Source organism: Nocardioides sp. T2.26MG-1 (assembly GCF_950101795.1).
Classification (GTDB): Bacteria; Actinomycetota; Actinomycetes; order Propionibacteriales; family Nocardioidaceae; genus Nocardioides.
Genome location: NZ_CATNLZ010000023.1, coordinates 256,924 through 277,444 on the forward strand (window position 1 = coordinate 256,924; position 20,521 = coordinate 277,444).

The following is a 20,521-nucleotide window of genomic DNA, read 5'->3' on the forward strand; positions in this document are numbered from 1 at the left end:
ATCATGGACGGCATGGCAGCACACACCAGCCGGACCCTGGTCGGGCGAGACGCCGAGCTGACGGAGATTGCTTCGCTGCTCGGCGTCCGTCCGTCCGGGACGGACCCGGGCGCCCAGACCGGCGCCCAGACCGGCATGGTGCTGCTCTCCGGCGACGCCGGCGTCGGCAAGACCCGGCTGCTCACCGAGCTCCGCGACCTCGCGTTCGCCGAGGGCTGGCAGGTCGTCGCCGGCCACTGCCTCGACTTCGGCGACAGCGCGCTTCCCTACTTGCCCTTCTCCGAGGTCCTCGGCCGGCTCGCGACCGACCGGCCGGACGTCGTCGAGGAGGTCGGCGCCCGCCACCCCGCGCTGGCGCGGCTCCAGCCCGGCCGCCGGATGATGGGCGGCCCCGACCGCTCCGGCGACGACCAGGGCGCCCTCGACCGCGGCGACCTCTTCGAGGCGATGCACGCGCTGCTCGAGGCGGCGTCCGTCAAGGCGCCGCTGCTCCTCGTGATCGAGGACACCCACTGGGCCGACCAGTCGACCCGCGACATGATCAGCTTCCTCTTCTCCCGTCCCTTCGACGGACCGGTGTCCGTGGTCGTCTCCTACCGCTCCGACGACCTGCACCGCCGGCACCCGCTGCGCCGCCAGGTCGCCGAGTGGTCCCGGTTCGGCGGCGTCAACCGGGTGGCGCTCTCGCCGCTCCCCGACGACGCGGTCCGCGCCCTGATCGCCCAGCTCGCTCCCGAGGGGTTCACCGAGAAGGAGCTCGCCGACATCGTCGACCGCGCCGAGGGCAACGCGTTCTTCGTCGAGGAGCTCACCAGCGCCGCCGCAGGGCCCGGCCGCTGGGTGCCGGCCGACCTCGCCGACGTGCTGCTGGTGCGGCTCGACCGGCTCGACGACACCGCGCGGCAGGTGGTCCGCACGGCGAGCGTCGCCGGTCGCCGGGTCAGCCACGAGATGCTGGCCGCCGCGTCCGGGCTCGACGCGTCGGCGCTCGACGAGGGCCTGCGCAAGGCCGTCGAGATGAACATCCTGGTCGTCGGCGCCGACGGCCGCTACTCCTTCCGCCACGCCCTCCTCGGGGAGGCGGTCTACGACGACCTGCTGCCCGGCGAGCGGGTCCGGCTGCACGCCCAGTACGTCGCGGCGCTGCAGGCCGGCGCGCGCGGCACGGCGGCCGAGCTGGCCCGCCACGCCCGGCTCGCGATGGACCTCGACACCGCTCTGACCGCGAGCATCCAGGCCGGCAACGAGGCCTCGCAGGTCGGTGGCCCCGACGAGGCGGCGTACCACTACCAGCAGGCCCTCGAGCTGCTCGTCGACCCGCGCCGGTGCGCGCAGGTCGACCTCGACCTGTCCAAGCTGGTGGTCAGCGCCGCCGAGGCGCTCTCGGCGAGCGGCGACCCCGAGCGCGCGGTCAAGGTGATCGCGGAGCAGGTCGACCGGCTGCCGGTGGACGCGCCCACGACCTGGCGGGCCCGGATGATGTCCACCCAGGCGCTGATGATGATGATGATCGACGGCGACTACGACCCGGTCTCGATCTCCGCCGAGGCGGTCGCGCTGGTGCCCGACGGCGACAGCGGGCTGCGCACCCGCGTGCTCGCCAACCACGCCCGCGTGCTCGCCGGCATGGGCCAGTACGACGAGGCGCAGACCGTCGGCCTCGACGCGCTGCACCTCGCGGAGCGGCTCGACCTCCACGAGCTCGCCTCCGAGGTGATCACCACGCTCAGCGGCCTCAAGAAGGCCGGCCCCAAGGAGGGGCTGCGCCACGCCCTCGCCGACGCGGTCGCCCGCGCCGAGGCCACGGGCGCGCTGTCCTCGGAGCTGCGGGCGCGCTACCTGCTCGGCCGCTCCTACGAGGACTGGGCCGAGTTCGACGAGACCGAGCGCTGGTTCCGCAGCGCGATCGACCGTGGCACCGACGCGGGCATGCCGTACGCGCCGTACGCCTTCGAGGCCCGCTGGCAGCTCACGTGGGTGCTGCTCGTGCAGGGCCGGTGGGACGAGGCGCTCGACCTGATCGACACCGGCCAGGACTCGCCGCCCCCGCCGCTCCCGCGGGCACTGATCGCGCCGCTGCGGATGCAGATCCTCCAGGCCCGCGGCGTCGACGTGTGCGACGAGGCCCGGATGCTGCGGAGGTTCTGGGCGCGTGACGGCGGGGTCGCGATCAACGCCAGCGCCGTGGAGATGGACGCGGCCGGCCTGCGCGGCGACGCCGCCGCCGCGGTCGAGGTGTACGACGCGGTCGTCGCCGTGCTCACCCGCATCTGGCACGAGTGGTTCAGCGCGCGCATCCGGCTCGGCGCGGTCACGATCGGCGCGGTCGCCCGGGCCATGCCGGAGATGTCCGGGGCCGAGCGGGCGGCGTACGTCGAGCGCGTCGACCGGATCCACGCCGACGGCCACGTGGTGCTCGACCGCTACGCCGACCCGTCGGGTCACTGGGGGCCCGAGGGCCGGGCGTGGATGAAGCGGCTGGACGCCGAGACCCTGCGGGTGCGCTGGCTCGCCGGCATCGACGCGCCCCCGCTGGACGCGCTGCTGGACAGCTGGCGCGACGCGGAGGTGCTGTTCGAGGACTTCGGGCACGTCTACGAGCTGGCCCGGGTGCGCACGGTGCTCGCCGGCATCCTGCGCGCGACCGGTGACCTGGCCGGCGCCCGCGAGCTCGGCGACCTGGCCCGGGCGACCGCGCACCGGCTCGGCGCGCAGCCACTGCTCGACGAGCTGCGTGTGCTCGGCAGCACCCCGGTGCGCGAGGAGTCCACACCCGACGCGCTGACGCCGCGTGAGAGCGAGATCCTGCAGCTGGTCGCGCAGGGCCGGTCGAACGGCGAGATCGCCAAGCAGCTGTTCATCAGCGCCAAGACCGTCTCGGTGCACGTCTCGAACATCCTCGGCAAGCTCGACGCCTCGGGCCGCACCGAGGCCGCGGCGATCGCGCGGCGGCGGGGGCTCGTCGGGTGAGCGTCACGTCCGGGCGGCCCCGATCGTCCTGTCCACCGTGACCGATCCGATCGCCGCCGCCTGGACCGCCGACCGCCGCTACCTCGAGGCGGTCGCCTCCCGCATCCTCGCCGACGCGGCCGAGGCCGAGGACGTCGTCCAGGACGCGTTCGCCCGGCTCTCGGTGCAGCGCGTGGACGAGATCGACGACGTCCGGGCGTGGCTGGTGGTCGTGGTCCGCCGGCTCGCCCTGGACCGTCTCGGGTCCGCGCACCGCCGGCTGTCGTCGCCGGCCGAGGAGGTGCCCGGCGATCCGGTCCCGGACCCGGCCGACCGGGTCACCCTCGACGAGGACGTGCGCCGCGCGTTCGGCGTCGTGCTCGACCGGCTGACGCCGGCGGAGCGTACGTCGTTCCTGCTGCACGACGTGTTCGGCTTCCCGTTCGACGGCGTGGCCGAGATCGTGGGCCGCAGCCCCGCCGCCTGCCGGCAGCTCGCGAGCCGGGCCCGCCGGGCGATCCGCGACGGCGCGTCGGCCCGGCCGGTCCCGGTCGACCCGCGGGTGCTGGCGGTGGCCGAGCGGTTCGCGGCGGCCTGCGCGGGCGGCGACCTCGAGGCGCTGGTCCGCGAGCTCGACCCGGACGTGTCCGGCTGGGCGACCGTGGACGGCCGGCGCACCGGGTTCGCCGAAGGCGCCGCCACGGTCGGGCCGCGGATCCTGTGGTTCCTCGGGCCGCGGTCGGGCTGCGAGCTCGTGCCGGTCCCGCTCGAGAGCGGGGTCGCCGTCCTGGCCAGCCGTCGCGCCGAGCCGGTGGTGGTGCTCCGGCTCGACGTCGAGCTGGGCGAGGACGCCGCCCGCGACCGGGTGGTGTCGATGCACGCGCTGGTGCTGCCCGCGTAGTCACGCCGACTTGCGGATCCCCTCACGCCAGATCAGCTGCACCATGCTCGGCTTGACCTCGGTCGTGGCGACGGCGACGGCCCGGCGCACCCACGTGGCGTCGGTCGCCTGGCGCAGCAGGCAGTCGGCCAGGTCGGCGCGCGAGGTGAACCGCTCCGGCAGGTGGCGGTCGCCGACGGCGTACGCCGTGACGTCCTCGGTCTCGAACAGTCCCGACGGTCGCACGATCGTCCACGCGAGGCTGCTGGCGGTGACCAGGGCCTCGAGGCGGCGCATGTCGTCGTACACGGTGCGGCCGATCGTGCCGGCGACGAGCGGCTGCACGATCCTGTCGAACACCAGGCCGCCGGTGCGGGCCCCGGGCTCCATCACGCTGGACGTGACGCAGGCGAACCGCTCCACGTCGTGGCGGTGCATCGCCGCGAGGATGTTGCGGCCGCCGCGGGAGTAGACCTCGACGGGATCGCGGGAGAACGGCACCCCGAGGGCCGAGAGCACCACGTCGTGGCCGGCGACCGCGTCGAGGACGGAGGGCAGGTCGAGCACGTCGCCCCCGACGACCCGCAGACCGGGGCCGGTCGCCGGGAACTCGTCGGGGTGACGGGTGAACGCGGTGACCTCGTGGGACTCCGCGACGGCTTGGGCGGTGAGGCGGCGGCCGGTGGGGCCGTTGGCTCCGAACACGATGATCTTCATGGCGGACAGGACGATCGCGGGTGCCGAGGTGTGACACGGGGCGCTCGCACCGGTGTACGGCCTTGTCCTCGGGGTACATGATCGGCACATCCGCATCCGACCCCAGGAGGACCCATGACCAGCACCCCCGAAGAGCCCCTGAGCGACGACGACATGGCGACCGCCCCGGCGGGCGACCCGGCCCCCGGCCCCGGCGGTGACGCCGACGGCACCGACGGCGACGCGACCGACACCACCGACGGCGACACCACCGACAGCGACGGCACCGACAGCGACGGGTCCGACAGCGACGGGTCCGACGGCGGCGACAGCGACGGGACCGACAGCGACGGCACGGACGGTGACGCCACGGACACCACCGATGGGGATGCCTCCTGAGTGAGCGCCCTCGACCTGTTGAGCGGTGACGCCCAGACCTTCCTCGCGAAGGTCTGGGCGTCCCGCGTGCACCTGCACCGCACCGACCCCGCCGATCCCGAGAGCCTGGTCGGGCTGCTGTCGCTCGACGACGCCGACCGGCTGCTGACCGCGAGCGCGATCCGCACCCCGTCGATCCGGCTGGCCCAGGACGGCGCGGTGCTGCCGGAGTCGGCGTACACCCGCAACGCCACCCTGGCCGGCAAGCAGCTGACCGGCCTGGTCGATGCCCGCAAGGCGCTCGCGCTGTTCGACGACGGCGCGACCGTGGTGTTCCAGGGGCTGCACCGCTACTGGCCGCCGCTGACCCGGCTGGTCGCCGAGCTCGAGCTCGAGCTCGGCCACCCGTGCCAGGCCAACGCCTACCTGACGCCGCCCGGGTCCCAGGGCTTCGCCGTGCACTCCGACTCCCACGACGTGTTCGTGTTCCAGACCGCCGGAGCCAAGCAGTGGGAGGTGCACGGGCCCGACGGGCCCGAGCAGGTGCTGCTCGAGCCGGGCCTGTCGATGTACCTGCCGACCGGCACCCCGCACGCCGCCCGCGCCCAGGACACCGTGTCGCTGCACGTCACGCTCGGCATCAACCAGCTCACCTGGCGCGGGCTGGTCGAGCGCACGGTCGCGCCCGCGCTGCGCGACGTGGCCGACGACCACCTGCCCGCCGGCTACCTCGACGACCCGGCCGCGCTCGCCGGGCCGCTCGCCGAGCGGCTGGAGCAGCTGGCCGACGCCGTACGCCGTCTGGACGCCGGCGCCGCCGTCGAGGCGGACGTACGCCGCTTCCTCACCAGCCGGCCGCCGCGCCTCGAGGGCGGCCTCCGCGACGTGCTCGGCCGGGCCGAGATCGCCGACACCACCCCGTTGCGCCGCCGGCCGGGCCACCCCTGCGTGCTGCTCGACCGGGCCGACCGGGTCGAGGTGCTGCTCGGCGACCGGTCGATGACCGTGCCCGCGTGGATCCGCCCCGCGCTGGAGGAGGTCCGCGCCCGCGGCGAGCTCACCCCGGCCGACCTGCCGCTCGACGAGCAGAGCCGGGTCGTGCTGTGCCGGAGGCTGGTCCGGGAAGGGCTGCTGGAGATCGCGTGAGCCCGGCCTTCCGCTGTGCGGCCGAGAGCCTGCTGCGGGACGAGCCCGCGGCGGGGACGGCGACCCACGTGCGCACCTGGCTGCTCCTCGAGCACACCGGGCCGTGGGGCAACGACGCGCTCCTCGACGCCCGGCTGTCCGAGGGCCTCGGACCCCGGCTCAAGCAGCTGGCCCGCGAGCACCGCGCCAAGGTGCTGTTGATCCGCCGCTTCAGCTCGAGCTCCGACGGCGACGGGGCGCGGGTGTTCGTGGCGTCTGCCGACCCGTTGTCTCCCCGGCTCGAGTCCGGCGTGCTCGCCGACGAGCGCGAGGTGCTCGACCTCGACCTGGCCGGGTTCCGGGCCGGCGGCACGACCGGGCTGGCGGCGTACGACGGCGACCTGTTCTGCGTGTGCACCAACGGGCGTCACGACGCGTGCTGCGCCGAGCGCGGCCGCCCGGTCGCCCAGGCCCTCGACCGGGCGCACCCCGCGGAGACCTGGGAGGTCTCGCACATCGGCGGCGACCGGTTCGCCGGCAACATGGTGGTGCTGCCGCAGGGGCTCTACTACGGGCGGCTCGACCCGGTGTCGGCCCTGGCGGTCGCCGGCGCGCACCTGGCGGGCGACCTCGACCTCGACCACCTGCGCGGGCGCTCCTCGCAGCCGATGCCGGTGCAGGCCGCGGAGATCTTCCTGCGCCGACAGCTGGGCGTCACCCGGGAGGCCGACGTCGTCCTGACCGGGCGCGCGTCGCAGGCGGGCGTCACCACGGCCCGCTTCGCGGTCGCCGGTGCTGAGTACGACGTGCGCGTGCGCACCACCGTCGACCCCGCCACCGCGACCCGGCTGACCTGCAAGGCGCACCGCGACAACCCGGTGCCCGAGCACGAGCTGCTCAGCGTGACGCGGCGCTCCTGACCACGACCAGCACGCCCTCGCCGCCCTCCCAGCGGCCGGTGAGGGTGGCGTCGCCGTCGGGCGCCTCGCCGACCCGGTGCACGACGACGGCCTCCGGGTCCTCGACCGCACCGCCACTGCCGCGCACGGCCACGAGCGGCTCGCGGGTCTCGCGGACCCCGTCGACCTCGAAGTACTCCGCCGCCCCGCTGCCGCCCGCCAGCACCGTCGCGGTCGCGGTCGCGTGCCAGACCGGGTCGCCCTCGGCGTCGTACACCCAGCGGGTGCCGAGCGCCGAGTGCTCCAGGGTGCCGACCAGGTGCTCCTCGGCGCCCTCGAGCGGCGCGGCCCGGTAGGTCAACGGCACGTGCACGAAGCCGCCGTCGACGCGGCCGAGCACGATGCCCTCCACACCGACCTCGCCCTCGGGGTCGTCGAGCCGGTAGCTGCCCACAACGGTCAGCTCCGGCAGTTCCGCCGCCCACTCCTGGCTCGGCAGCCAGGCGTCGAGCAGCTCCTTCTTCGTCGGGGTCAGCGTCGCGTGGTGGAGGAGGGCCATGGCGCGAGCCTAGGGGCGCGCCCCGCCGGTGGAGCGGGTGATGCCGGGACGAGTCACACCAGTCCCTCAGCTACCACTTGGCAGTCGGAACCCGCACGACACGCCGATGCCCCACGGCGTGTCGTGCGGGGTTCGGCTGCCAGCAGCCGAACCCCGCAGACACGCCGCCGAGGCCTCAGCTGAAGGCGCGCGTGACATGCCCGACGAGGTCGGGGTAGCGCATCAGATGCGCGCCGCCGTTGATGTCGAGGACCTCGCCGGTCAGCCAGGCGGCGCGCGCGAGGTAGACCGCGGCCTCGGCGATCTCCTCGGGCGTGCCGGACCGGCCCAGCGGCGTGTTCGCGAGGTAGTCGTCCTCGATGCCCGGGATCTCCATGGCCGGTGCGGTGAGCGGGGTGACGACGAGCCCGGGGGCGATCGCGTTGACGCGGATGCCCTTCGGGGCGAGCTCGAGGGCGGCGACCTCGGTGAGCATCGAGAGGCCCGCCTTGGCGGCGCAGTACGGCGCGAGGCCGGCGCCCGGCTGGCGGCCGTTGAGCGAGGAGAGCGAGATGACCGTGCCGCCCGGGCCGAGCCGGCGTCCGGCGTGCTTGAGGACGAGGAACGCGCCGGTCAGGCAGACGTCGACGACCCGGCGCCACTCGCCCGCGTCCAGGTCGGTGACCAGGCCGAGCGTCGAGACGCCGGCGCTGTTGACCACGACGTCGAGGCGGCCGTGCGAGCCGAGCACGCCCTCGAGCAGCGCCTCCACGGAGGCCTCGTCGGTGACGTCGACGACCACGTCGGCGTGGGCCGGGTCGACGTCCGCGACCACCACCCGGCAGCCGTCGCCGGCCAGCCCGCGGGCGATCGCGGCCCCGATCCCCGACCCGCCGCCGATGACCACCGCCACCCGGTCCGCTGTGTCGCCCATGTGCTCCTCCTCGCCTCAGCCCCGTAGTTGACGCGTGTCAATCTAGGACCTACGGTCCCGGAATAGAACACGTTCCACCCAACTCAGGAGGACCGGTGACCCGACCGACCACCCGACCCAGTGCTCACCCCCGGGTGGCCGTGATCGGCGCCGGCATCAGCGGCCTGACCTCGAGCAAGATGCTCGACGACTACGGCATCGACTACACAACGTTCGAGTCCTCCGACCGGGTCGGCGGCAACTGGGCGTTCGGCAACCCCAACGGGCACAGCAGCGCCTACCGCTCGCTGCACATCGACACCTCCAAGCACCGGCTGTCGTTCAAGGACTTCCCGATGCCGGACGACTACCCCGACTTCCCGCACCACACCCAGATCAAGGCCTACCTCGACTCCTACGCCGACGCGTTCGGGCTGCGCGACCGCATCGAGTTCGAGAACGGCGTCGTCCACGCCGAGCGGCTGCCCGACGGCGGCTGGGAGCTGCAGACCGAGCGGACCGGCACCCGGCGCTTCGACCTGCTCGTGGTCGCCAACGGCCACCACTGGGACCCGCGCTTCGCGGACTTCCCGGGCGAGTTCACCGGGGTCTCGATGCACTCCCACCACTACATCGACCCCCACGACCCGCTCGACTTCACCGGCAAGCGGATCCTGGTCGTCGGCCTCGGCAACAGCGCCGCCGACATCGCGGTCGAGCTGTCCTCGAAGTCACTGCAGAACGAGGTGACGCTCTCCACCCGGTCGAGCGCCTGGATCGTGCCGAAGTACACCTACGGCCTCCCCGCGGACAAGTACTACGTGACCACGCCGTACCTCCCGCTGAAGTGGCAGCGCTGGTTCGTGCAGAAGATGCAGTTCATGACCGGGTCCAACCCCGAGCTCTACGGCCTGCCCAAGCCCAACCACAGGTTCTTCGAGGCCCACCCGACCCAGTCCGTCGAGCTGCCGCTGCGGCTCGGGTCGGGCGACATCACGCCCAAGGGCGACATCGCCCGCCTCGACGGGGAGACCGTGCACTTCGTGGACGGCACCAGCAGCGACTTCGACGTGATCGTCTACGCCACCGGCTACAACATCACGTTCCCGTTCTTCGACCCGTCGTTCATCAGCGCGCCCGACAACCAGATCAGCCTCTACAAGCGGATGTTCAAGCCCGGCATCGACGACCTGGTGTTCGCGGGCTTCGCGCAGGCGACGCCGACGCTGTTCCCGTTCGTGGAGGCGCAGGCGCGACTGGTGGCGGCGTACGCCGCGGGCCTCTACCGGCTGCCGTCCGTCGAGGAGATGGAGCGGGTGATCGTCGAGGACCAGCAGAAGTACACCGGCCACATGCTCGACCGGCCCCGGCACACCCAGCAGCTCGACTACTTCATCTACGAGCACGACCTGCGGGCCAAGGAGATCCCGGCCGGGCGGAAGCGGGCGGCCCTGGCCGTCCACGGGAGCGCCCGGTGAGCGCGACCAAGGGCGACGAGCGGCGCGGGGCCCTGCTCGCCGCGCTCGAGGAGCATCTCGAGCAGGCCAGCCTCGACGACATCAACATCGCCGACATCTCGCGGCGCGCGGGCGTGACCCGGTCGGCGTTCTACTTCTACTTCGAGAACAAGGCGGCCGCGGTCGGCGCGCTCTACGAGGAGATGTACGCCGACGGGTTCGGTGCCGCCGAGGTGCTCGGTGGTGACGGGACCGTGCGCGACCGGATCTCCTCGGCGATCCGGGCGATCGTCCACGGCTGGGCCCAGCGCACCCACCTCTACCGAGCGATCCTCGACGCGCGGGCCGGCAGCCCGGCCGTCCGCGACCAGTGGGAGGCGTTCCAGGCGTCGTATGTCGACCTGGTCGCGGAGCTGATCGAGGACGAGCGCGCGGCCGGGGCGGCCCCCGCCGGGCCCGACGCCCGTGCGGTCGCGGCGGCACTGCTCGACCTCAACGACCGGACGCTGGAGCGCGTGGTCCGCGCGCCCGACGACTTCGACCGCGACGGCCACCTCGAGGCGGTCGTGCACGTGTGGCTGACCGCGATCTACGGGAGGACTTCGTGAGTGTCACTGTGAAGTACGACGAGCTGACGTTCCCCTCGGGGCAAGCCGACTGCCACGCCTGGCACTTCACCGGCGAGGGCGAGGCGCTCGCGACCGACGCCGGCCGCCCGGTCGCGGTGATGGCCCACGGGCTGGGCGGCACCAAGGACTCCGGTCTTCAGCCGTTCGCGGAGTCGCTGGCCGCGGCCGGGATCGACGTACTGGTCTTCGACTACCGGGGGTTCGGCGCCAGCGGGGGAGCGCCGCGCCAGACCGTGTCGATGTCCGGCCAGCTCGAGGACTACCGCGCGGCGATGGCCGCCGCGGCGCGGCTGCCCGGCGTCGACGGGTCTCGCCTGGTGCTGTGGGGGGTGTCCCTGGCCGGCGGCCACGTGCTCGCCGCCGCCGCCCACCGCGACGACGTCGCCGCGGTCGTGTCGCTGACGCCGCTGGTCGACGGCCTGGCCGCGGGCCGGCACGCGCTGTCCTTCCACAAGCCCTCCGCGATGCTCCGCTCGACCGCCGCGGGGGTGCGCAGCCGGGTCGGCGCGCCGCGGATGATGCCGGTGGTCGCGCGGCCGGGTGAGCTCGGCGCGCTGACGCTGGAGGGCTGTCTCGAGGACTACCTCGCGATCGCCGGCCCCACCTGGCGCAACGAGATCGACGCCTCGGTGGGTCTCGAGCTCGGCAACCACCGCCCCGGCCGGCAGGCCAAGCACGTCCGCGCGCCGCTGCTGGTGCAGATCGCCGACCTCGACCGCAGCGCCCCGCCGCACGCCGCCGCCAAGGCGGCGTTCGCCGGCCGCGCCGAGGTCCGCCACTACCCGTGCGACCACTTCGACGTCTGGCCCGGCAAGCCCTGGCACGACCCCGCCGTACGCCACCAGGTCGCGTTCCTGACCCGCCACCTGGCGCCCCCCGCCCGCTTGTAACGCTCCTCTATTGCCCCTCGGGCCCGGTCCCTCACGCCTGAGCCGGAGGACATGAAGGAGCGTTACAAGCGGCGGGCGTGGGTACCGTGAACCGGTGCCGATCTGGATCGAGGCGGGGCTGTGGGGCCTGCTGGCCGGGGCCGCGCTGGTGGTCGGGGCGGCCGTCGCGTGGTCGGTGCGGGTGCCGCGGATCGTGGTCGCGGGCGTGATGGCGTTCGGCGCCGGGGTGCTGATCTCCGCGCTGGCGTTCGACCTGATGGACGAGGCCGAGCACACCGGAGGGCTGACGGCCACTGCGGGCGGCTTCCTCGTGGGCGCGGTCCTGTACGTCGCGGCCAACGCCGTGCTCGCCCGCCGCGGCGCGCGGCACCGCAAGCGCGCCGGCGACGAGCAGCCCTCGGAGGAGGAGCAGGCCGGCAGCGGTACGGCGATCGCGGTCGGCGCGCTGCTCGACGGTGTGCCGGAGTCGGTGGTGCTCGGGCTCTCGCTGCTGGGCGGCGGTGGCGTCGGCGTACCCGTGCTCGCCGCGATCTTCATCTCCAACCTGCCCGAGGGGCTGTCGAGCTCCGCCGGCATGAAGCGCAGCGGCCGCAGCGCCCGCTACGTGTTCGGCGTGTGGTCCGGCATCGCCGTGGCCAGCGGCGTGGCCGGCGCGCTCGGCGTCCTCGCGCTGCAGGGTGCGCCCGGGGAGACGGTCGCGGCGATCACCGCACTCGCGGCCGGCGCGATCCTCGCGATGGTCGCGGACACGATGATCCCGGAGGCGTTCGAGCGCGCCCACCTGGCCACCGGGCTGATCGCCACGCTCGGCTTCCTGACCTCGTTCGTGGTCGAGCGCGCCGGCTGACGCCGCCGTTATTGACGACTATTCAATTCACCGAGACCCGCCTAGCATCGATCCATGGCGACGCTGGACGACGTGAGTGGGCTGACCGCCGAGCGGATGCGGCGGATGAGCCCGGGCAACCAAGGCAAGCTCCCGCCGGTCGACCGGACCGGCCTCCCGCCCGGCCCGCGGTGGCCGGTGCTGGTGCAGACCGCCGGGCTGCTGCGGTTCCGGCACCGCTTCCATCCCTACATGCGCCGCAAGTACGGCGACGTCTTCACGGTCCGGCTCGCGCCGGGCGGCAGGCCGCTGGTGTTCTTCACCCGGCCCGAGCACGCGAAGGAGATCTTCGCGGGCGACCCGGAGATCTTCCACGCCGGCAAGGCCAACGGCATCCTCGGGCCGATCATGGGCGAGCACTCGCTGCTGCTCCAGGACGGCGGGGAGCACAAGCGGGCCCGCAAGCTGCTGATGCCGGCGTTCAACGGGCACGCACTGCGGGAGTACGAGTCCCTGGTCACCGAGGTCGCCCGCGCCGAGATCGACGGCTGGCGCGACGGCCAGGAGTTCCGGGCGCTCGACCGGATGAACTCCCTCACCCTCGAGGTGATCCTCCGCGTGGTCTTCGGCGTCACCGACGAGCGGCGCCTGGCCGAGCTGCGCCCCCGGGTCAACAAGACCGTGAACATCAGCCCGGCGATCCTGCTCGGCTGGGGCTACCCGTGGCTGCAGAAGGTCGGGCCGTGGAAGGCGACCGTCGACAACCAACGCGAGCTCGACGAGCTGATGTACGCCGAGATCCGCGAGCGGCGTACCGCCTCCGACCTCGCCGAGCGCACCGACGTGCTCTCCCGGCTGATCCTCCAGGGTGAGGAGGGGGACCGGCCCGGCGACCGGCTCAAAGACACCGAGCTGCGCGACCAGCTGGTCACGCTGCTGCTCGCCGGCCACGAGACCACCGCCTCCGCGCTCGCCTGGGCGCTCTACGAGACCGGTCGTGACCCGGAGCTGCTGGCCCGCTGCCAGCGTGCGGCGGCCGAGGGCGACGACGACCTCCTCGAGGCGGTGCTGAAGGAGTCGATGCGGCTGCACCCGATCATCCCGATGGTGGTCCGCACGCTGATGGAGCCGGCCACGATCGCCGGCTGGGACCTCCCGAAGGGCACCACGGTCGGGCCGTCGATCATCATCGCCCACCAGCGCGAGGACAACCACCCGGATCCCGAGGTGTTCCGGCCCGACCGGTTCCTCGGCCACAACCCGCCGCCGAACACCTGGATCCCGTTCGGGGGCGGCGTACGCCGCTGCATCGGCGCCGGGTTCTCGCTGATGGAGGGCGTGGCCGTGCTGCGCGAGGTGTTCACGGCGTACGACGTCACCGCGCTCGGCAGCGACGAGCCGAAGGTCCGCAACATCACCAGCGTGCCCCGCCGCGGCGCCCGGATCCGCGTCACGGCTCGGTAGGCCGCGGCCGGTGGTCGGCCGGCGCGACGTCCCTCACGCCGACGAGACCCGCGGCCGCCAGCGGAACCGATCCACGACCCTCACCCGTCGGAGGGGTGAGGAGGTGCCGATGGCACGGGACGAGTCCGAGCAGTCCGACGAGTTCGGGGAGTACGTCGCGGCGCGCTGGCCACGACTGGTGCGGGCGGCGGTGCTGCTCGGGTGCGAGCCGCACGAGGCCGAGGACGTGGTCCAGTCGGCGCTGACCCGGTGCCTGGTGAAGTGGTCGCGGGTCAGTCGCGCCGGTGACCGCGACGCCTACGTGCACCGGATCGTGGTCAACACGTTCGTCGACCACCGGCGCCGGAGGTGGAGGGGCGAAGTGGCGACCGAGCGGGTGCCCGACCGGGACGAGGTCGACGGCAGCCTCGCGGTGATCGACCAGATCGGCGTCGACCGCGCCCTGGCCGGGCTGGTCGAGGACCAGCGGATCGCCGTGGTGCTGCGCTACTACCTCGACCTCAGCGAGGCGCAGATGTCCGCCGTGCTGGGCGTCGCGCCCGGCACCGTCAAGAGCCGGCTCTCCCGGGCGCTCACCGCGCTCGGCGCCGACCCGAACCTGACCAACGTGGAGGAGCCATGGACGCCCAGCAGCTGATCGACCGTCTCGAGGAGCACGCCGCCGAGGTGCCGGTCGGCCCGCCGCCGCTGGCGCTGATGCGCACCCGGGCCCGGCGTCAGCGGCAGGGCCGGATGGCCGTCGTGGCCGCGGCCGCGGCGGTCGCCGCCATCGGCGTGGGCGTCGCGTGGCCGGGTGGCTGGGGCTCCGGCTCCGACGCCCAGACATCGGTCGCCTCCGACGGGCCTGCCGACCCCGACTCCCCGCCGGACGGCTACCGCTACGTCGGCGCCGGGGACGTGGTGGCCGCCGTACCCGAGAGCTGGGGGACGAACAGGACCGACTGCGGAACCCCGGTCGAGGACACGGTCGTCATCGACCAGGGCGTGACCTGTATGGCGCTGGTCCCGCGACCCGCGGACGTCGACAGCCTGACCGTCCTCACCGGTTCCGCCGCCGGAGACACCCAGGACTGGGAGCACGTTGACGTGGCGGGCGAGCCTGCGCTGCGATCCCAGATCACCGACGAGGACGGCAGGGTCATCCAGAGCGTCCTGGTCTCCGGACGCAACGTGATGTTCGTGGCCGAGTCGTCCTCGGCGGATGGTGCCGATGTCGTCGACGGGATCCTCGACAGCCTCACCGTGCTGCGCGAGCACACCACCGTGCCCGCGTTCCAGGACCTCGCCTTCCGGCGCGGGGGCGATCCCATGGTGGAGGAGTACGCCGCCAGGCTGGCGGATCTCGGCCTCCGCACCCAGGTCAGCGAGAGGAACGGCAAGGGGTTCGACGCCGGCACCGTGCTGGACGTGACTCCCGGTGTCGGGTCGGTGGTCTCACCCGGCGACACCGTCCGGGTGGTCGTCGCCCGCTGACCCCCCTCAGCCCTGCTGCGCGAGCCAGGTCCCCCACGCTGGCCCGCGCAGCAGGGCGCCGGGCCCGGGCAGCATCGAGCCGCCGGCCATGCTCGGCGGTGCATCGACGGCCTCCACGGTGACGTCCGAGCCGGTGTGCTCGACCAACCGGCGCACCTGGTCGACCAGCCGCTCGACCTGCGGCCCGGCGAGGTCCTGGTCGGCGGTCACCTCGCCGGTCGCGAGGTCGAGCAGCAGGCGCGCCACCTCGGCCGAGTCCACCGGCTGACTGGGCACGTCGATGATCCGCGCGACGCCGTCCTGGGTGTTCCACCGGAGCATCTGACCGGGGAACTCGTGGAACTGGGTCGCCCGCAGCACCACCGCCCCCGGCGCGGCCTCGCGGGTGGCCTGCTCGTGCGCGAGCTTGGCGGCGTAGTAGTCGTAGTCGGGGCTTTGGTCGACGCCGACGATCGAGAGCACCACGCTCCGGCGTACCCCCGCGGCCGTCGCGGCGCGGCCGAGGTTGCGCGCGACGGTGGTGAAGTACGGCGCCGCGTCCTGCAGGCCGATGCTCGAGGTCACGTCGACGACGGCCTCGGCGCCCGCCAGCGCCTCCTCGAGGCCGTCGGGGGCGAGCAGGTCGAACCCGGTCGACCGGGCGATCTCGACGACGTCGTGCCCCTCCTTGCGGGCGAGGGCGGTGAGCTGGGCTCCGATCAGTCCGGTGGCTCCGGCGACGGCGATCTTCATGACGCACTCCTGGTTACTCGGATAGTTGTTGTCCGCGATGCTAGCCATGAACTCGGACACTTGTCATCCAGGTTTCGCCTACCATGGGCCCATGAGGATGTCAGCGGGGGTCGAGTGGGCCGTGCACTGCTGCGTGGTGCTCAGTCAGGCTGAGGGCCCGGTGCCCGCGACCCGCCTCGCGGAGTTCCACGGGGTCTCGCGCACCTACCTCGCCAAGCACCTCCAGCAGCTGGCCCGCGCCGGACTCGTCGCGTCCACGGAGGGTCGGGTCGGCGGCTACCGGCTCACGCGCCCGGCCGCGGACATCGCCCTGCTCGACGTCGTGGTCGCGATCGAGGGCAGCGACACGGCGTTCCAGTGCACCGAGATCCGCCAGAACGGTCCGCTCCCGGCCAGTCCGCGCAACTGCCGGAAGGCCTGCGGCATCGCCCGCGCCATGTGGGCCGCCGAGCAGGCGTGGCGCGACTCCCTGGCCGGCGTCACCATCGCCGACCTCGCCGCCGGCGTCACCGCCGACACCGGCCCGCAGACGTTCGTCGCGCTCCGCGGCTGGCTGGCCGGCACGCCGGCCTGATCGCCGTCGAGACACCCAGAATGGCTGTCCCGATGCGGGATCCTCAGCCATTCCTGGTGTCTCGACGGTCCCGGGTCGGCCTAGGAGCGCCAGGCCGCCCAGGCCAGACAGGCCAGTGACGCGGTCGAGGTGACCGCCCGCGCGACGTTCCAGCGCACCCAGGCGTCCTCGAAGTCCGCGCGTACGCCGGCCAGGTCGGTGATCCGGTCGACCGCGCCGGCGGCGTCCAGCGCGTTGTTGAGCGGGATGTTGCCGCCGGCCGTGATCGCGACGGTGCCGATCGCCAGCGCCAAACCGGCGATCACCCACGGCCGGGCGGTACTGCTGCTGGTGAGTACTGCCGCGCCCGCGAGCAGCGGTGCGCCGAGGAACGTGGCCATGAAGACCGGGTTCACGATCGCGATGTTCATCTGCTGCATCGTGTGGACGAACGTGCGGTCGTCCGTCCGTGCGAGGCCGGGCATCACGCCGGACGCCCAGGTGTAGTACGTGCCGGCCTGCAGCCCCGCGGCGACGGTCGCGGTGAGCAGCGCCGGCGCCCGGAGGGTCTCGAGGATCTCGTTCATGGGACGAGCACACCGCACAACGACGAGACGATCCATCGCCGTACGTCGCGGTTCCATACGCCAGCGTCTACGATCTCGCCATGGACGGACTCGCGGCCCTGCTGGACGGTCCCCGCGCCCGCGGTGCGTTCCTGCTCCGCTGCCTGATGGACCCGCCCTGGTCGGTCCGGCTCCAGGACGAGGCGCCGCTGTCACTCACCGCGGTCGTGCGCGGCGGGATGTGGGTCGTCCCCGACGACGCGGCGCCGTTCCACGTCGGCGCCGGGGACCTCCTGGTCGCGACCGGGCCCGAGCCGTGGACGATCGCGGACGAGGTCGACACTCCGGTGCAGGCGGTGATCCACCCGGGTCAGCACTGCACGACGCCCGAGGGACGATCCCTCGAGGAGGAGATGCACCAGGGGGTGCGCAGCTGGGGCAACAGCTCCACGGGCGAGGCCGTGCTGCTCACCGGCGCCTACCTGCTCGAGGGCGAGGTCAGCCGCCGGCTGCTGCGCGCGCTGCCCCGCTTCGTGGTGCTCGGGGAGGCCGACCTGGACTCCCCGCTGCTCCCGCTGCTCGCGCACGAGATCGGCCGGGACGAGCCGGGCCAGCAGGCGGTGCTCGACCGGCTGCTCGACCTGCTCCTCATCGCGGTGCTCCGGGCCTGGTTCGCGCGGCCCGAGGCCGACCCGCCGGCCTGGTACGCCGGGCAGTCCGACCCGGTCGTCGGGCCCGCCCTCCGGCTGCTCCAGCACCATCCCGAGCACCCGTGGTCCGTGGCCGAGCTGGCCACCGCCGGCGGCGTCTCCCGGGCCGCGTTCGCCCGGCGCTTCGCCGACGTGGTGGGCGAGCCCCCGATGGCGTTCCTCACCGGCTGGCGGCTCGCGCTCGCCGCCGACCTGCTGCGCGAGCCCGATGTAACCCTGGCCGCGGTCGCGCGCCGGGTCGGCTACTCCACGCCGTTCGCCCTCAGCGCGGCCTTCAAGCGCCTCTACGGCGTGAGCCCGCGCGAGCACCGGGCGGAGCCGGCGTAGGTCCCTGGTCTGCCGTCGAGACACCAGAAGTGGTTGGCTCCCGGCCCAGATCACCGCCACTTCAGGTGTCTCGACGGAAGACGGTCGCTCAGCGGATCGTGCCCACCCCCGGGATCATCGGCAGGTCGAGCGCGGTGATCCAGCCGGGCGGCAGGTCGTTGACCGCGGGTACGGCGTTGAGCGCCCGCAGCCCGGTGGCCAGGCAGCCCGCGATGGCCGGGGCGCGGCCGCTGCCGTCGGTGAACCGGAACGCGGTCTCCTGGCTGATCGAGGGTGAGCCGTCGATGTCCACGCGGTAGACGTCGTCGGCCGAGCCGGCCGGCCACTCGGGCGCCGCGTCCGGGCCGATCCGGTTGACGTGCTCGAGCGTGATCACCTCGCGCCCGTCGTACACGCCGTTGATCGTGAACCGGATCGCGGCGACGTTGCCGGCCTCGACGACGCCCTTGGCGGTCATGCGGTCGGTGGGCGTCACCCACTTCTCCCAGGTGGTCGTGATCTCCTCGAGCTCGATGCCGGCGGCGTGCGCGATCATCGGCACCGTCGCGCCCCACGCCATGATCAGCAGGTCGGGGATCTGCAGCAGGGGCGTGTACGACGGCGGGCGGCCGATGCCCATCTCGTCCTCGTAGTCGCCCTCGTAGTCGGTGTAGTCGAGCAGCTCGCTCGCGCGCACCGACCGCACCTCCCCGCACAGGCCCATCAGCGTCAGCGGGAACAGATCGTTGGCGAAGCCCGGGTCGATGCCGGTGGTGAAGCAGGACGCGCCACCGTCGAGGCTGGCCTCGGTGATCGGCTCGATCCAGCTCGGCGGGTTCTGGGTCATCTCCGGCCAGACCCAGGGCGTCATCGCGGTCGAGCACACGTCGATGCCCGCGCACAGGAAAGCCGAGATCACCCGGATGTTCTCGTCCGCGTGCTGCGCGGTCGGGCCGTAGTGCACGAGCGCGTCAGGGCGCAGTGCGATCAGCTCCTCGACGTCGGTGGTCGCGACGATGCCGATGGGCTCCGACAGCCCGCAGAGCTCGGCCACGTCCTTCCCGGCCCGCGTCGAGCGGGTCACGCCGACTCCGACGAGCTCGAACACCGGGTGTCGGACGATCTCCGCGATCACCATCGACCCCACGACCCCGGTGCCCCAGACGACGACGCGCTTCCTCATGCTGTCTCCTTGTCGGGGTGGTTTCGAGGCTCGGGCAGAGCGGCCCTCGCACCTCAACCACCGCGCCGGTGGTTGAGTTACGCCGAACCGCCACCGCCACCGCCACCGTCACCGGTCGAACGCTGCGCGGACCCGGTCCTCGGTCAGGCCGTAGTCCTCGAGGGTGTAGCTGTGCGAGGGCTTGGCGTTGCCCTGCTTGGACTCCTGGTCGATCGCCTCGAGTGCCGCCTGCACCTCCGGGGTCCAGTCGAGCCCGAACTGCTCGTAGATCCGCCTAGTCACCCCGAGCGGGTCCGCCACGAGGTCGCCGAACGCGACATCGGCGAACTGCGCCTGGTCGTACGCCGGCCGCGCGTCGTGGAAGGCATGGAACGCCCGCGACCACAGGTCGAGCTGGGTCTCCCCGATCGTGCGCCCGACGTACGTCGTGCTGTGCCCCGCGGTCGTCTCGGCCGAGAGCGAGCACGACGACGCGAGGCAGGTGACCGGGTCGCGGTGGGTGTAGACGATCAGCGCGTCCGGGTAGACGCTCATCAGCGCGTCGAGGGCGGTCAGGTGGGAGGGGTTCTTGAGCACCCAGCGCTTCTCGGGGTCGTTGAGGCCGACCAGCTGGAGGTTCTGCTTGTGCCGGGCGTAGGCGTCCGTCCAGTCCTGCTGCTGCAGCCACGCGGAGTAGCGCGGCACGTTCGCCAGCGACTCGTACGAGTTGGACTTGCCGGTCTGGCGCAGCAGCCGCCAGCACTCCTCGACGGTGGTGGCATCCATGTAGTGGATGCCCATGAACTCCGGGCTCTCCACGTGGTGCGCCGAGAACGCCTGCTGCATCGCCTGGAAGATCGGGTCGGACTCCCACGTCTCCCGCGGTGGCCGCGGCTGGGGGTACTGCGTCAGCCACATCTCCAGACCCTGCGCCATCGGGTCGGCGTGCAGCAGCCGGTGCAGCGCGGTGGTGCCGGTGCGCGGCAGGCCCATCACGAAGACCGGCCGCTCGATGTGGACCTCGCGGTGCTCCGGGTGGGCGGTGAACTGCGCCTGGGTGAGCAGCACGCCGACCAGCGCCGACTTCACCTCGGAGCGCTGGAAGTAGTTGCCCCGCGGGGTGAGCCCGGCCTCCGGCGAGGCGAGGTCCTCGGTGAGGACCCGCAGCCCCGTCTCGTGGGGGGTGCCCCCGAAGTCCGACATCCCCGTCGTCCGCATCGCCGCGGCCGCGATGTCCTCGTAGGACCCGACGTCCGCCCGCTCCCGGGTCATGATGTTGTCGCTCATCGTTCTCTCCCGCTGGTTGAGGTGCGAGGGCCGCTAGGCCCGAGCCTCGAAACCCGGTGAGCCGAGAGGCGGCCTCGATCGAGGCTGC

General features: G+C 73.2%; 21 protein-coding genes. 14 read left to right on the plus strand and 7 right to left on the minus strand.

Annotated elements, in window-relative coordinates; translation table 11 throughout:
- Positions 1-12 precede the first annotated feature (12 nt).
- Positions 13-2,970, plus strand: a complete 2,958-nt coding sequence (locus QQZ14_RS14020; RefSeq protein WP_284534952.1) for a helix-turn-helix transcriptional regulator — start codon at positions 13-15, stop codon at positions 2,968-2,970.
- A gap of 37 nt (positions 2,971-3,007) precedes the next feature.
- Positions 3,008-3,850 carry a sigma-70 family RNA polymerase sigma factor gene (locus QQZ14_RS14025; protein WP_284534953.1) on the plus strand — a complete coding sequence of 281 codons (843 nt, stop codon included), beginning with the start codon at positions 3,008-3,010 and terminating at the stop codon, positions 3,848-3,850.
- Here the strand turns inward: QQZ14_RS14025 and QQZ14_RS14030 are convergent, their stop codons facing one another.
- On the minus strand, positions 3,851-4,546 hold the full coding sequence (locus QQZ14_RS14030; RefSeq protein ID WP_284534954.1) for an NAD(P)-dependent oxidoreductase: 696 nt from the start codon (positions 4,544-4,546) through the stop codon (positions 3,851-3,853).
- Between the two features lie 114 nt (positions 4,547-4,660).
- On the opposite strand from QQZ14_RS14030, the gene QQZ14_RS14035 reads away from it, so the two are divergent.
- Genes QQZ14_RS14035 through QQZ14_RS14045 form a run of 3 tightly spaced genes read left to right on the plus strand, consistent with a single transcriptional unit; the run spans position 4,661 to position 6,948 of the window.
- The gene (locus QQZ14_RS14035) at positions 4,661-4,924 is read left to right on the plus strand and encodes a hypothetical protein (RefSeq protein WP_284534955.1); all 264 of its coding nucleotides are present in this window, start codon (positions 4,661-4,663) and stop codon (positions 4,922-4,924) included.
- Entirely contained in the window at positions 4,925-6,049 is a 1,125-nt protein-coding gene (locus tag QQZ14_RS14040; RefSeq protein ID WP_284534956.1) for a cupin domain-containing protein, read from the plus strand.
- Positions 6,046-6,948, plus strand: coding sequence for a sucrase ferredoxin (locus QQZ14_RS14045; RefSeq protein WP_284534957.1), 903 nt, complete (start codon positions 6,046-6,048; stop codon positions 6,946-6,948). The genes QQZ14_RS14040 and QQZ14_RS14045 overlap by 4 nt, the downstream gene beginning before the upstream one ends.
- Here the strand turns inward: QQZ14_RS14045 and QQZ14_RS14050 are convergent.
- Positions 6,926-7,486 (minus strand): CG0192-related protein, encoded by a 561-nt coding sequence (locus QQZ14_RS14050; protein ID WP_284534958.1) that lies wholly within the window; start codon positions 7,484-7,486, stop codon positions 6,926-6,928. The genes QQZ14_RS14045 and QQZ14_RS14050 overlap by 23 nt on opposite strands.
- A gap of 175 nt (positions 7,487-7,661) precedes the next feature.
- On the minus strand, positions 7,662-8,399 hold the full coding sequence (locus QQZ14_RS14055) for an SDR family NAD(P)-dependent oxidoreductase (protein WP_284534959.1): 738 nt from the start codon (positions 8,397-8,399) through the stop codon (positions 7,662-7,664).
- Between the two features lie 95 nt (positions 8,400-8,494).
- Between QQZ14_RS14055 and QQZ14_RS14060 the strand changes: the two genes are divergently transcribed.
- The 7 genes from QQZ14_RS14060 (at position 8,495) to QQZ14_RS14090 (ending at position 15,117) form a co-directional block, all read left to right on the plus strand.
- On the plus strand, positions 8,495-9,856 hold the full coding sequence (locus tag QQZ14_RS14060) for a flavin-containing monooxygenase (protein ID WP_284534960.1): 1,362 nt from the start codon (positions 8,495-8,497) through the stop codon (positions 9,854-9,856).
- Positions 9,853-10,443 carry a TetR/AcrR family transcriptional regulator gene (locus QQZ14_RS14065; protein WP_284534961.1) on the plus strand — a complete coding sequence of 197 codons (591 nt, stop codon included), beginning with the start codon at positions 9,853-9,855 and terminating at the stop codon, positions 10,441-10,443. Before QQZ14_RS14060 ends, QQZ14_RS14065 begins: the two co-directional genes overlap by 4 nt.
- Positions 10,440-11,354: an alpha/beta hydrolase gene (locus QQZ14_RS14070; protein ID WP_284534962.1), complete on the plus strand. Its 915-nt coding sequence runs from the start codon at positions 10,440-10,442 to the stop codon at positions 11,352-11,354. The genes QQZ14_RS14065 and QQZ14_RS14070 overlap by 4 nt, the downstream gene beginning before the upstream one ends.
- A gap of 94 nt (positions 11,355-11,448) precedes the next feature.
- Positions 11,449-12,201 carry a ZIP family metal transporter gene (locus QQZ14_RS14075; protein WP_284534963.1) on the plus strand — a complete coding sequence of 251 codons (753 nt, stop codon included), beginning with the start codon at positions 11,449-11,451 and terminating at the stop codon, positions 12,199-12,201.
- Between the two features lie 54 nt (positions 12,202-12,255).
- Positions 12,256-13,644, plus strand: a complete 1,389-nt coding sequence (locus QQZ14_RS14080; RefSeq protein WP_284534964.1) for a cytochrome P450 — start codon at positions 12,256-12,258, stop codon at positions 13,642-13,644.
- Positions 13,645-13,753: 109 nt separating this feature from the next.
- A complete protein-coding gene (locus QQZ14_RS14085) occupies positions 13,754-14,281 on the plus strand; it encodes a SigE family RNA polymerase sigma factor (RefSeq protein WP_284534965.1) in 528 nt (175 codons plus the stop codon).
- Positions 14,263-15,117, plus strand: a complete 855-nt coding sequence (locus QQZ14_RS14090; RefSeq protein WP_284534966.1) for a PASTA domain-containing protein — start codon at positions 14,263-14,265, stop codon at positions 15,115-15,117. Before QQZ14_RS14085 ends, QQZ14_RS14090 begins: the two co-directional genes overlap by 19 nt.
- A gap of 6 nt (positions 15,118-15,123) precedes the next feature.
- Here the strand turns inward: QQZ14_RS14090 and QQZ14_RS14095 are convergent, their stop codons facing one another.
- Positions 15,124-15,849, minus strand: coding sequence for an SDR family oxidoreductase (locus tag QQZ14_RS14095; RefSeq protein WP_284534967.1), 726 nt, complete (start codon positions 15,847-15,849; stop codon positions 15,124-15,126).
- 91 nt (positions 15,850-15,940) lie between these two features.
- Between QQZ14_RS14095 and QQZ14_RS14100 the strand changes: the two genes are divergently transcribed.
- The gene (locus QQZ14_RS14100) at positions 15,941-16,423 is read left to right on the plus strand and encodes an RrF2 family transcriptional regulator (protein ID WP_284534968.1); all 483 of its coding nucleotides are present in this window, start codon (positions 15,941-15,943) and stop codon (positions 16,421-16,423) included.
- 80 nt (positions 16,424-16,503) lie between these two features.
- Here QQZ14_RS14100 and QQZ14_RS14105 read toward each other — a convergent pair whose 3' ends face one another.
- Entirely contained in the window at positions 16,504-16,989 is a 486-nt protein-coding gene (locus tag QQZ14_RS14105; RefSeq protein WP_284534969.1) for an anthrone oxygenase family protein, read from the minus strand.
- An 80-nt stretch (positions 16,990-17,069) separates the two neighbouring features.
- Between QQZ14_RS14105 and QQZ14_RS14110 the strand changes: the two genes are divergently transcribed.
- Positions 17,070-18,005, plus strand: coding sequence for an AraC family transcriptional regulator (locus tag QQZ14_RS14110; RefSeq protein WP_284534970.1), 936 nt, complete (start codon positions 17,070-17,072; stop codon positions 18,003-18,005).
- An 88-nt stretch (positions 18,006-18,093) separates the two neighbouring features.
- On the opposite strand, the gene QQZ14_RS14115 is transcribed toward QQZ14_RS14110, so the two are convergent.
- A complete protein-coding gene (locus QQZ14_RS14115; RefSeq protein ID WP_284534971.1) occupies positions 18,094-19,167 on the minus strand; it encodes an NAD(P)H-dependent amine dehydrogenase family protein in 1,074 nt (357 codons plus the stop codon).
- Between the two features lie 108 nt (positions 19,168-19,275).
- Positions 19,276-20,433: a sulfotransferase family protein gene (locus QQZ14_RS14120; protein WP_284534972.1), complete on the minus strand. Its 1,158-nt coding sequence runs from the start codon at positions 20,431-20,433 to the stop codon at positions 19,276-19,278.
- Positions 20,434-20,521: the final 88 nt, after the last annotated feature.